The organism is Rothia sp. P5764, assembly GCF_048512965.1.
Taxonomy (GTDB): domain Bacteria; phylum Actinomycetota; class Actinomycetes; order Actinomycetales; family Micrococcaceae; genus Rothia.
On the sequence record NZ_JBLXXQ010000001.1, the window covers coordinates 575,517 to 587,539 of the forward strand.

Sequence of the window (12,023 nt, forward strand, 5' to 3'; positions counted from 1 at the left end):
CTAGTTCCTTTCCTCGTCGACTGTAAAGAGGTCACCCGGGGCGCAGTCCAACACCTGGCAGAGAGCAGTCAGTGTGGAAAACCGCACCGCCCGTGCCCGGTTATTTTTAAGAATCGATAGGTTAGCCACAGAAACCCCCACCTTTTCTGAGAGTTCAACCAAGCTCATTCCTCTGTCCAAGAGCAAACAATCCAAATGGCATGTCACGCGGTGTTCTTCAAGGGGTGGCATTGCCGGCTGCTCTCCTTTCCACACAGAAACATATCGTTTTTCAATATGCTTAAAGTGTGACATATCGTTTTTCGATATGCAACAGAGCAGAAAGACAGACCAAGAAGCGCAACCCCCCCCAGGGCACACAAAAGCGCCCCACCTTCCGCAAGGAAGATAGGGCGCTAAAGGTTAAAGTAAAAAATCCACTCTCACGTAGAAGCCTAGAGAGTGGATTTCGTGGCTCCGACCGGCGTCGATCCGGTGACCTTACGATTTTCAGTCGCACGCTCTACCAACTGAGCTACAGAGCCAGGCATACCTTAGATATGCCACAACCGCGCCTTCCCCACAAGTGAGAATTACGCGGTCGGAGCGACCCCGACGGGACTTGAACCCGCGACCTCCGGCGTGACAGGCCGGCGCGCTAACCAACTGCGCTACGGGGCCATAGGCTAGAACCGAAATTCTAACATGGCCGTGAAACCGAAGTTTCACAGTACCCCCAACGGGATTTGAACCCGTGTTACCGCCGTGAAAGGGCGGCGTCCTAGGCCGCTAGACGATAGGGGCTAGTTCGCTACTCGCTCCAGGCCTCGTTCCCTTGGCCCGTCGCTCGAACAAGTAATACATTACGCGACTTCTAAAAGGCGTGCAAATCGAGAAACCCTCAAAACCCCTTATCGGAGCTAAAAAACCGGTGTTCTCCGACACAAAAATGAGTGAAATCAAATCCCCAAAGCACCTAAAACAACTTGTCAAAGGCATATTCTGGTATTTCCAATAGGGGGCACAAAAAATTTTCAACTTTTTTAAAAAAGACGGCAGAACAGCGCCGTCGGAGCATCTTCACTGCCGAAAACGCTACGGCGGGAGCTGTCCTGCCTTTTCTACCTCTAGCTTACTCCCCTACCGGGGGTTCTAACCAGAAGTTAGCGGATGTTCTTAACCCCAGCTAATACCTGCGTCAGGGGCTTCCTTAATGCGAGGATCGTCAATCTCCGGAACAATCATGACCGGAACCTGAGTGTTGTGCAGGATGCCCTGGGAGGTTGAACCCAGAATCATGCCGGCGATACCGCCGCGTCCACGGGTACCTACAACGATCATGTCGGCAGCCTTACCAGCTTCAAGCAGAACCTGAACGGGCGAACCATCAATCAGCTTGAACTCAATTTCAAGCTGGGGGAAGTAGCCACGAATCCACTCGGCAGCCTTACGCTGAAGATCAGCGATTTCGCGGTAAAGTGCCTCAAAGTCAACGGCGGCGGGCACCCAGTTCAGCGCACCGGTGTAGGGGGCCAGGGCATTGACCAAGGTCAGCTTGACTCCGCGGCGCGAGGCTTCGTCAGCGGCCTGCATCATAGCTAGGCGGGCTTCATCGGAGCCATCAGAGCCCACCACGATAGAACGGCCACGGCCCAGAATCTCAGGGTCGCCCTCAATCTTCTCGGCGTAAGACTGGGGCACAGCGATAGTGGGGCAGTGCGAATGAGCGGGAAGGGAGGTTGAAACGGTACCCAGCAGGCGACCCAGGAAGCCTCCGTGTGAACGTGAGCCAACCACCATCAGTTCAGCTTTCTTGGAGAGCTCAAGCAGGACAGCGGTGGCATCGCCGGTTTCTACGGTGGCACGCAGTTCTACGCTGGTGTCGCCAACACGGGAGTGGGCCTCGTCAAGAATCTGAGCGACACCATCGGTCAGGGCCTGCTCATCGACCATGGAATAACCCGCGTCAAAGCCGGTACCGGTAAAGACGGGCAGAGAGTAGGCGGTAACCATTCGGACCGGCACCTTGCGAATTTCGGCCTCATGGACCGCCCAGCGAAGGGCACCATAGCTCTGCTCTGAGCCATCGATGCCTACAATAATCTCCCCGGAAGCCTGGGCGACTTCTGATAGGTTGTCACGGCTGGCTACTGCTTTTTCGCCGAAGGTGAGTTCGCGTTCGGTCATGGTCATCTCCTTAGATTCACGACGACCCCGCTCTGCCAGCCGGTCTACCGGTAGCCCTGCTGGGGTCCTACTTAAAGTTTAGTGGGTGCGCTCACATTTATCCCCCTATTTCACATCATGACAGGGACAGGTCGGGCAGGTTACCCGCTCCTTTCACCATTGCTGATAACCGCCCCTGCAAAGACTCAGCAAACAGCTAGTAAGAGCCTGACTAATCGTGCGAAGATATGCACTAGGAAGCAAGATAAGAGGAAAACCATGGCAGATACCCCGCAAAACAGCAGTCTGGCCTGGAGCACTTGGGCCCGCCAGCACGAGGCCCAGGCCACCGGCCTGTTCCGGCCCCGTTCCATACCCGAACTGCAGGAATGTATCGAGCATGCAGGTGCAACCGGCCAGCGCCTCAAGGTAGTAGGCCGGGGGCGCAGTTCATCCGCTATAGCCCAGCCCACCGATGCTCTACTTGAACTTGACTACCTCACAGGCCTCACGCGGGTAGACACCGAGGGTCTTACCGCCACCTTTCGCTCAGGCACCACGGTGCGCGAAGCCAATCAAATCTTGGGTTACTACAATCTTGCTTTCAGCAACCTGGGCAGGCTCGATGAGCAGACCCTGGCCGGTGCTATCTCAACGGGTTTCCACGGCACCGGTGTAGATTACGGTATCTTTGCTACCCAGGTAACCGAACTCAAACTGGTAGGGGCCTCAGGTCAGCTCATCACCTGCTCAGTACAGGAGAATCCAGAACTTTTTAAGGCAGCCCTCTGCGGTCTGGGCGCCCTGGGCATCATCGTAGAAATTACCTTCGCGGTGGTTCCCCAATTCCGCCTGCATGCGGTAGAACGCGGCCACTCCTACACCGACATTGTGCATAGCTTTACCGAACGCGCACACGGATCCGATCACTACGAGTTCAGCTGGTTCCCCGGCTCCGCTGAGGTTCGCACCCGCAGGCTCACCCGTCTGGCGCTGCTGACCGAGGGCTACATGCCTGCGAGTGCAGCGGTCAGCCAGGCCCGCCGCTACGGCGGGGATCACCTGCTCAATAACGGGATGTTCTCTGCCCTCAGCTACCTGGGCGCTAAGGCTCCTGCCCTCCAGCCTGCCCTGAACAAGGTCTCTAACTGGGGCAAGGGCAACCGGCGCTACGCAGACTACTCTGCCCGCGTATTCACCGTTCACCGTACCGTGCGGCACAGCACTATGGAATATGCCTTCGATATATCCCAGTTCAGCGAGCTCATGTCTGATATCCGCGCCCACTGTAAGGGAAGCCCCGTACAGAGCTCTTACCCGCTCGTCATAAGCACATCGGCCGCTGACGATATCTGGCTCTCCCCGGCTTATGGGCGTGAGACTTTCTATGTTTCCGCGCGCTCTTATTGGCGGCAACCCCAGGCTGAGCTTTTTAGCCCCCTAGAGGCTATCTTCAAGGCGCACGGGGGCCGCCCCCACTGGGGGCAGTTCCACAGCCAGAGCGCTCACGATTTAGCCGAGCTCTACCCGCACTTCAAGGACTTTGTAGAGTTGCGCGCCAAGCTGGACCCCCGGGGGATCTTCCTCAACCCCCACCTGCACAGGGTGCTCCTTGAGGGCTAGTGGTGAACCTTTTACTGCAGATAGTTCCGAGCGAACTGTTCAACGGCCTGGGGCGTCCCAGAAAAAAGGATCGTGTCGTTGGACTCAACCGGGAAATTATCGGGTAAATGGTGCCAGGTTCCTTTTGAGTCTCTGACGGCAGTAACTGCGATCCCGTGCTCCTTAAGCAGGGACCTGGTATAGATCTCTTTACCGACAAAGCCTTGTGGAGCTGCAGATAAAACCGCTACGCAGTTGCTATCAATTTGGATGTATTCTTTCAGGCTCCCCTGGAGCAGGTGGGCAACGCGTTTACCCATGTCACGTTCGGGGAAAACGACTTTTTCTACCCCTAGCTGCTGCAGAATAATACCGTGCTGATCTGAGACGGCCTTGGCCCAGATATTTTTGACCCCTTGCCGGATTAAGTAAGAAGTGACCAAAATACTGGATTCCAGGTGGTTGCCAATAGCCACAACAATTCGATCAAAATCTAAGATGTCGAGCTGCTCTAGGGCTTCTTCTTGGGTGGCATCGGCTCGCACAACGTGACTGAGCCGGCCGTTCAACTGCTGAACAACGCCGGGATCACTATCAATACCCAGCACCTCGGCACCGTCTTCCATAAGTTCTAAGGCTACCGACTGGCCAAAACGCCCCAGACCTATGACAGCTACCGATTTACGCTCGCTGACCAGCTCTGGACTAAAAAAGGAGAGTTTCTTCTTGCTAACCAATGATGGGCCTTTCTTTGGGGAACTCATAGTTGACGGGTTTACGGCGGTAGGCGAAGGCGGCAGCTGCGGTAACTGGACCCACCCGGCCTATGACCATAAGAACGATCAGAATAACCTTGCCGGCATCTGGCATCATGGGGGTGATCCCGGTGCTCAGGCCCACCGTAGCGAAAGCGGAGATAGCTTCAAAGGTGAGCTGGTCGCTGGTAAAATCTGTGATGAGCGCCAGGGCAAAAATACTGATAAAGACAAAAGCACAACCTAACAGGAGCACCGTGGTTGCTTCACGATGAACCGAACGTGATAGACGCTTACCGAAGATGTTTACTGCACCCTGGCCACGGATTTCCGCAAGCATCAAAAAGAAAAGCACACCGAAGGTTGTAATTTTGATGCCGCCGGCTGTTCCTGCTGGCCCTCCCCCGATGAACATCCATAGGTCAACGAACATGGTTGTTGCCGGGTGGAACTGGGCTATATCCAGGTTGCTAAAGCCTGCTGTTCGGGTAGAAACAGATTGAGCGAAGCTATTGAGAATTTTTTGGGAGGCACTCATAGGGCCTAAAGTGCCCGGGTTGTTCCATTCCAGGATAGCGAACCCAAGAGTGCCTACGCTCAGAAGCAGAAGCGTCCCATAGATAACAAGCTTGGTTCCCATACGCCACAGCCGCCTGTTAGAGCCGTAACGGCGTAGTTGCATGAGCACGGGAAACCCCAGGCCACCCAGGATAATCAGAAAGCTAATGGGTAGAAGAATGAAGGGGTCATGGTTAAAACCCATCAAGCTATCGGAGTAGAGGGCAAAGCCTGCGTTATTGAAAGCGGATACCGCGTGAAAGACTCCGTACCAGGTTGCCTGCCCTAGGGGCATATCGTAACCCCAGTGAAAGCGTAGGGTCAGGGCAAGGGCACCGCAGGCTTCAAAAAGCAGGGATGTTTTAACGATGCCAAGCACGGCTTTGCGCATGTTGAAGAGGCCGTTGCCTCGCACTTCTGCAGAGGCTCTGAGCTTGGCGCTGAATGCTAGATGCCTGCCCTGGAGTGATGCACCAATAGCCGTTGCCAGGGTCATAACCCCCAGGCCGCCCACCTGAATCAAGATCAGGATGATGACTAAACCCGTGTTTGACCAGTAGTTGGGGGTATCCACGGTTGAAAGTCCGGTCACGCAGGTTGCTGATACAGCGGTGAAAAGATTATCAATGACCCTGGTGGAAGAAGGGTCCAGGTGGGAGATAGGCAGGAGCAGGAGAACAGTGCCCATCAGGATTACAGAGAGGAAACCGTAAAAAACACTGCGCTGAGGGTTGATTCGGGAAGAACGTAGCACAAGGTTTATCTTAGGTACTGTTACCTGCTCAGGGCTGAAGTAGCCACAAAATATCCTCCGGGCGTGTCTTTGGGGCTAGACCCTCTTGATAGCGAAGGCCTAGGGGTGCCCTCTCCAGGGGCCAAGGGAACTGATTGGAGAGGGCACACCCGGTTTTACTCTGCGCGAGAGATGGCGGTCATTTCTTCGCGGTCTACCACCTTAATGCGGGCGCGAGGCTCACCGGCGGCATCGGTTGCCGCTGCACCCAGGGCCTTTTCGTGGTCGTCCAGGCGGTGCCAGCCTTCCCAGGTGGTGTAGCGGATGCCCTTGCCCTTGAGGAAGTTCTCAATGTCGGCGGGGTCTGTAGCTTCTGCAGTATAAAGGTTCTCGCGGTCCTCAAGCAGGTGGGTGACGGTTTCGAGGGCGTCGGACTTGGTGGAGCCGATCAGGCCAACCGGGCCGCGCTTAATCCAGCCGGTGGCGTAGAGGCCGGGGACGGGCACATCGCTGTCGTCAATGACGCGACCCTCTCGGTTGGTGATTACGCCGCGTTCGGAGTCGTAGCCTACCTCGGGTAGTTCTGAGCCGAAGTAGCCGATGGCGCGGTAGACGGCCTGGACGGGGTAGTCGATGAACTCGCCGGTGCCGGTAACACCACCGTTGCCGTTGAGCTGGGTGCGTTCCATACGAATACCGGTGACCTTACCGTCCTCACCCAGGATCTCTGAAGGTGCCTGCAAAAAGTGCAGGTGCAGGCGGCGGGAGGCGGTGCCGGGGTTTTCCTTCTGCTCCTCTAGCCAGCCCTTGAGGGTCTTCATCATGACCTTGGTCTGGGCGTTGGTTTCCATGGCTTGGCGGGAGGCGTCATCGAACTGGAAGTCTTCTTCGTAGAGCACGATGTCTACATCTCGGGAGTGGGCTAGTTCGCGCAGTTCCAGGGGGGTGAATTTGATCTGGGCGGGCCCGCGGCGACCAAAGACGTGAACGTCGGTGACGGGTGAGGCTTTAAGGCCCTGATAGACGTTGTCGGGGATTTCGGTAACCAGCAGGTCGTCGGCGTGCTTGGAGAGCACGCGGGCAACGTCCAAAGCCACGTTGCCGTTACCGAGCACAGCGATTTCTTTGGCTTCTAGGGGCCAGGTGCGGGGGTAGTCGGGGTGGCCGTCGTACCAGCAGACGAAGTCGGAGGCACCGTAGGAGCCATCCAGCTCAACACCGGGGATGTTCAGGGAAGCATCCTTGATGGCACCGGTGGCGAAAATGATGGCGTCGTAGTGCTTGCCTAGGTCTGCCAGGGTCACGTCGGTGCCGTAGTCTACGTTGCCAAAGAAGCGGATGTCGCCGCGGTCTAGTACCTTGTGCAGGGCTTTGATAATGCCCTTGATGCGGGGGTGGTCGGGGGCTACTCCGTAGCGGATTAGGCCGAAGGGGGCCGGGTAGCGGTCGAAGATGTCGATGGCTACGGGGACATCGCCTGAGCGGACTTCTTCGGACTTGGTGAGGATGTCGGCGGCATAGATACCGGCGGGGCCTGCGCCGATGACGGCAACACGGAGGGCGCGGGGGGCTGAGGACACGGGTTTTCCTTTCGGCGCCGGTGGCTGTGGACTTGACCGGCTGAGGACGTTTTTCACAATTACCCATTAGTCTACCGCTGGGGGCTGGGTTAGGTTAACCTTATAAGCCGTCAATTCAGCTTGAGCGCTTTTCAGGAAGACATGTGCACTAAAGTGTGAGCACTGAGCAACTGCCCTTGGCGAAGTTTTCAAGACACACTCCTTACTGTGCTTGCTCGCATGTGGGCAGAACATCAAGAGGGATCTGAAAAGTCAGTACTTAAGTACTATGTTTCACACAATGTATTGAATCTCATAATCAAAGGAGTATATTCCAGATTACAGAAACTACCTCTTTCTGTAACCCGAAAACTGCAGCACTCCCCTAGGAGATGACTCTCATGCCAGCCTTCAAGAAGAAAGCTATCGGCTTATTTGCCCTGACCGCGCTTACCCTCACCTGCTTGTCGGGGATAGCACCAGCAGGGGCAGAAACCACCTTTGAGCAGAACCTTGATTATATTGTTACCTCGGTAGGAGCAGAGGCCAACGACCAGGATATCCGCGCTGAGATGTTGGAGGGGCTTCAGGAATATGCCCAGGAGCAGGGCCTCACCCTGGAGCAAGCCGCCCAGCGGGTTGCAGATGAGTCCCGAAGCTACAGCACCAATACCTTTCCACAAGAAACTGCCAGCTCCTCTCAGGCAGGGCAAGCAGACCTCAACTCAGGTGGAGGATCAAGAAAAGTAGCTATGGGTAAGGCACGATACGTTGGAGATGTTTTCTACTCTTCTAACAGCACCGCGGGTATCCAGCACGGACATAATGGAATCTATATTGATTTATACAATTACGCAGAAGCTCCTGGTCTAGGTAAAAAAGTCGCAAAGGTACATGCCTGGGAAGTCGCTTCACCTGCACCTGCCTACAAATACTATGTTGGATGGAACAGGAAAAGCCCTAACAAACAGAAAGCTGCCGATTTTGCTAGATCCAAGATAGGTAAAGCCGGCTACAACTATAAATTTTACGATAATAAGAGAGTTCAAGCCGGCTCGTATAACTGCTCCCAACTGGTCTGGGCGGCTTATAAATCAACAGATCCCAACGTAGATTTAGACTCTAACGGTGGCCCCGGAGTCTACCCGGCAGATATTGCTAACTCCCGCTGGACCACCTGGTACGAGACCCGCTCCTAGACTCCGCATTTCTCGTCAACAGTGCGTGGGCACCTAGATCAAGGTGCCCACGCACCACCACTTCTACAAGGTACAGCCATGAAAAAGTCATCTACCGCATCGCTAGCCGCCGCCCTCCTCCTTCTTACTGCCTGCACCCACGGCAACCAACAAATCAGCACCACCCCACCCGAAGAGCAACTAGCCAACAGCGTCATCGCCTACTCCATGTCAACCGACTACCGCTCAGCCGGGGGGCTTGAGAATAACCCCGGCGGTAGCATCCTCTTCTACAACCCAGACACCAAGACCTGGACAGATGTCGCCACCGATGGCATGGAGCACTCCAGGCTCACTTACCGAGACCAGACCCTCTACTACACCGACTACCAAACCGATTACGCTCTCACCCCCAAGGGCCTCGCCACCGCTGAGCACCAGGACCACCAAGCACCCCGTATTCCGCTCATGTTCGGTATCCCCCAAGACCGGGGAGGAGGCATGGTTGCCCTAGCAAACCAAGGAAGCGAAGATGACGGCTCAGGCTATCTCTGGGATATTATCGTTACCCAGGGCAACAAGCGCACCGTCCACCCACTCGAACACTATATTGGCTACGCGGCCCAATGCGAAGACGGTAGCGTCTGGGGCTGGAGCAATCCCTACCTGACCTCCAATACCAGCGACTACGGTGCTGCTAACGCCCCTCAACAAATCTTGCAACTCTACCCCGATTTTAAACCTGATCCTGTTGCCACCATAGAACACGAACACCGCTACAGCACAGGAAACTCCTTAGACTGCGCCGATGGAGTTCTCTACTACATCATTGACAATTACAAACCAGAGGTGACAGATCCCTACGGGGGTGGGCCTGATGATTTTGATGGCTCTAGCCTAGTTTCCTATGACACCCGAACCGGAATATTCGATAAACGTGATATCAACGGTGACTGGGCAATTCGTAGCACAGGTGAAATGTGGAACAGTGAGCTGATTTATAGACATATCTACCAGGGAGGGTTGTACTGGATCTCTGGAAGCGGCGACCTTGTACGGACTGATCTCAAAACGGCCCACAACACCAAGATACTCACGCTCCAAGGTTACGACATCGAAACTGAGTCCCCCGGTTTGATTGCATTTGAAGGCCCCTACCTCTTCCAATCTATTCCCCGCTTTGGGCGCGATACAGACTTCTACCGCTACAACCTCACCACCGGAGAAATGGAATCCCACGCCAAACTACCCGACTACAAAAACGTAGACAAAAAATACCAGTTCCCCTCGGCTATGGTGATTACCAACCTAGATAAAGCACTCAAGCTCTAGGTATTCGCCCCGCCAAAAATTCAGAGCAACAGACAACCAAGGGAACACGAATAAAGGTTGTACTATCACCTGCCCTCCTTGACACCAGGGCCTCCATAGAATTACCTGGTGATAGCCGTAACCTAAAAAGAAAGTACCTATGAAATACCTAGCTCTGGCCCTGCTCACCCTGACCAGCACCCTCACCGCCCCCACCGCAGCCTCAGCCGCAGAGCTACCCGCTCAGGGGCTTCTAGTATCCAGCTCAAATGGCCCAGAAGCTATCAGGTGCGAGCAGGGAATTTCTAGACTCTTCCCCTGGTGCTGGAAAGCGTAAACACCTTGTCCCGCCCATTACTGATGCACAGTCTTTTAGAAACCGGTAGGCACCTCCCAGAGGTTCAGCTCCCGCCCAGAGCCAAACGTATAGCCCTCATCATCATGGGGGCCCTCCTAGCTGTCGAAACCTTCTTAGCTTTCACCGCCCCAGCAGACGAAGCTCTAGTACGTGCTTACTGCCTTCTGCTAGTTCTAGCTCTCGCTCTGAGTGTCTCAGCCCGGGCCCTGCCCACGGCCTACATCTTTGGCATCATCACTATCGCCGCCTTTACCCTCAACGACCAGGTATCCGAACTCTTTTTTCTCCTGGGTATGTTTGGTTTTCCCTTAGCAGTACTCCTGGCAAGCTCCCGGCAGGCACTAGCCCTGGCAATCTCACTCTGCATTGCTCTCTCCAATGGCTTCATGGTTGGTAGCCTGGTCTACACAATAATCGTCGCCATTTCGCTCTTCTTTATCTTCTTCGGCCTCCCTTTTAGCCTGCGCCTAGCCTGGGAACAGAAAACAGCCAGCGACCGCAAATACAAGCAACTCCAAGAACAGGTAACAGAAGCCAACAGAGCACTGGCCCGCGAACTCCACGACACCATAGCCCGGCAGATCAGCATCATTGGGCTCAGCACCAACCAGGCACTCAGCGCCCCCACCCTGGATGCTAAAGACACCGCACTCACAACCATTCAAGAAAAAACCCATAGGGCCCTAGCCGATATGCGCCTACTCATTCAAGCAACCAGGGCAGACCACAGCATCACGGCACTCCCAGAGGTATCCCCGGTCACCATCAACCTTGAAGAATCCATCAACCAGGCCATTGCCCGCCTGACCAGCAAGGGCTTCACGGTGGATGCTCACATCGACCTAGCCAGCACAGAGATTCCCGAAGGCGTACGCCCCACCCTGCACAAGGTTATTGAAGAGATTCGCTTTAACGCCGAAAAATATGCTGCGCCCGGCAGCACTATAAAGGTGACAGCCCGCCCCAACCTCACCGGTATCACCATCGCCACCAGCAACCCCCTACCGGCTGTCACCGGCAAGAAAAAGCGTTCGCCCAGCACCGGCTACGGGCTAGTCGGGATCCAAGAACGCATCCGCCGGCTGGGCGGAACCATCAACTACGGAGTAGAGGGCCAGACCTGGCGGCTAACCATCAACCTACCCCTGGTTACTGACTAAGAAAGGCCCAGCATGAAGACAACAACCGTGGCCGTAGCCGATGACGTCCCCGAAATTCTCGAACTGCTCAGCCTCTACATCGAGAGCCAAGAAGACCTACACCTGGCAGGCACAGCCACCAGCGGGCAAGAAGCCATAGAACTGGCAACCAACACTCGCCCCCAGGTCTTCCTCATGGACCTACACATGCCCGGCCTGGACGGTATCCAAGCTACCAGCCAGATCCTTGCCACCTACCCCGACACCAAAATTATCGCCATCACCACCTTTGATAGCTACGACTACGTCCGCAAAGCCCTCCAAGCCGGGGTAGACGGCTACCTGCTCAAGAACTCCCGGCCACGAGAAATCAAACAGGCCATCACCGCAGCTATTGAGGGGCGCGCCATCATCGACCGCCGGGCACTAGCCAGCCTGGTAATCTCCATGAATATGACAGAACCGCCCCAGGGGGACCCCTGGAGCGAACTCACAGAAACCGAACAGGGCATCGTCAAGCTAGTCTGCCTAGGTAAAACCAATCAAGAGATAGCAGAAGAACTCCACTACTCACTCTCAACCGTCAAAAATGCACTATCCCGCATTTACGACAAGATGGGCGTAGCCACCCGCACCCAGCTCCTTGTTCACGCAGGCCACCACAACTTCCCGGTCTACGGCTAGA

11 protein-coding genes and 3 tRNA genes are annotated in these 12,023 nt (G+C 55.3%); 6 read left to right on the top strand and 8 right to left on the bottom strand.

The genetic code is table 11. From position 1 onward, the window contains the following. The 5 genes from ACN08Y_RS02650 to ACN08Y_RS02670 form a co-directional block, all read right to left on the bottom strand. Positions 1-231, bottom strand: coding sequence for a helix-turn-helix domain-containing protein (locus ACN08Y_RS02650; protein ID WP_419111757.1), 231 nt, complete (start codon positions 229-231; stop codon positions 1-3). Between the two features lie 220 nt (positions 232-451). After that, positions 452-524, bottom strand: a tRNA-Phe gene (locus ACN08Y_RS02655). A 62-nt stretch (positions 525-586) separates the two neighbouring features. Further along, a tRNA-Asp gene (locus ACN08Y_RS02660) sits at positions 587-660 on the bottom strand. Positions 661-710: 50 nt separating this feature from the next. Further along, positions 711-783 (bottom strand) — tRNA-Glu (locus tag ACN08Y_RS02665). A 372-nt stretch (positions 784-1,155) separates the two neighbouring features. Then, positions 1,156-2,166, bottom strand: a complete 1,011-nt coding sequence (locus ACN08Y_RS02670; RefSeq protein WP_419098949.1) for a universal stress protein — start codon at positions 2,164-2,166, stop codon at positions 1,156-1,158. 258 nt (positions 2,167-2,424) lie between these two features. Here ACN08Y_RS02670 and ACN08Y_RS02675 point away from each other — a divergent pair, with 258 nt between their 5' ends. Continuing rightward, positions 2,425-3,768 (top strand): D-arabinono-1,4-lactone oxidase, encoded by a 1,344-nt coding sequence (locus ACN08Y_RS02675; protein WP_419110984.1) that lies wholly within the window; start codon positions 2,425-2,427, stop codon positions 3,766-3,768. An 11-nt stretch (positions 3,769-3,779) separates the two neighbouring features. On the opposite strand, the gene ACN08Y_RS02680 is transcribed toward ACN08Y_RS02675, so the two are convergent. From ACN08Y_RS02680 to ACN08Y_RS02690, 3 genes are all read right to left on the bottom strand, one after another. Then, positions 3,780-4,484: a potassium channel family protein gene (locus ACN08Y_RS02680; RefSeq protein ID WP_419098947.1), complete on the bottom strand. Its 705-nt coding sequence runs from the start codon at positions 4,482-4,484 to the stop codon at positions 3,780-3,782. Beyond that, a complete protein-coding gene (locus ACN08Y_RS02685; RefSeq protein WP_419110985.1) occupies positions 4,477-5,814 on the bottom strand; it encodes a TrkH family potassium uptake protein in 1,338 nt (445 codons plus the stop codon). Before ACN08Y_RS02685 ends, ACN08Y_RS02680 begins: the two co-directional genes overlap by 8 nt. A gap of 155 nt (positions 5,815-5,969) precedes the next feature. Then, entirely contained in the window at positions 5,970-7,373 is a 1,404-nt protein-coding gene (locus ACN08Y_RS02690; RefSeq protein WP_419104116.1) for an FAD-dependent oxidoreductase, read from the bottom strand. Positions 7,374-7,753: 380 nt separating this feature from the next. On the opposite strand from ACN08Y_RS02690, the gene ACN08Y_RS02695 reads away from it, so the two are divergent. From ACN08Y_RS02695 to ACN08Y_RS02715, 5 genes are all read left to right on the top strand, one after another. Further along, positions 7,754-8,551: a hypothetical protein gene (locus ACN08Y_RS02695; protein ID WP_419111758.1), complete on the top strand. Its 798-nt coding sequence runs from the start codon at positions 7,754-7,756 to the stop codon at positions 8,549-8,551. Positions 8,552-8,629: 78 nt separating this feature from the next. Next, the gene (locus ACN08Y_RS02700) at positions 8,630-9,862 is read left to right on the top strand and encodes a hypothetical protein (RefSeq protein WP_419111759.1); all 1,233 of its coding nucleotides are present in this window, start codon (positions 8,630-8,632) and stop codon (positions 9,860-9,862) included. Positions 9,863-10,001: 139 nt separating this feature from the next. Continuing rightward, on the top strand, positions 10,002-10,178 hold the full coding sequence (locus tag ACN08Y_RS02705) for a hypothetical protein (RefSeq protein ID WP_419111760.1): 177 nt from the start codon (positions 10,002-10,004) through the stop codon (positions 10,176-10,178). A 5-nt stretch (positions 10,179-10,183) separates the two neighbouring features. Then, complete coding sequence (locus ACN08Y_RS02710; RefSeq protein ID WP_419111761.1) at positions 10,184-11,359, top strand: sensor histidine kinase; 1,176 nt, start codon at positions 10,184-10,186, stop codon at positions 11,357-11,359. A 12-nt stretch (positions 11,360-11,371) separates the two neighbouring features. Next, positions 11,372-12,022: a response regulator transcription factor gene (locus tag ACN08Y_RS02715; protein WP_419110991.1), complete on the top strand. Its 651-nt coding sequence runs from the start codon at positions 11,372-11,374 to the stop codon at positions 12,020-12,022. Position 12,023: the final 1 nt, after the last annotated feature.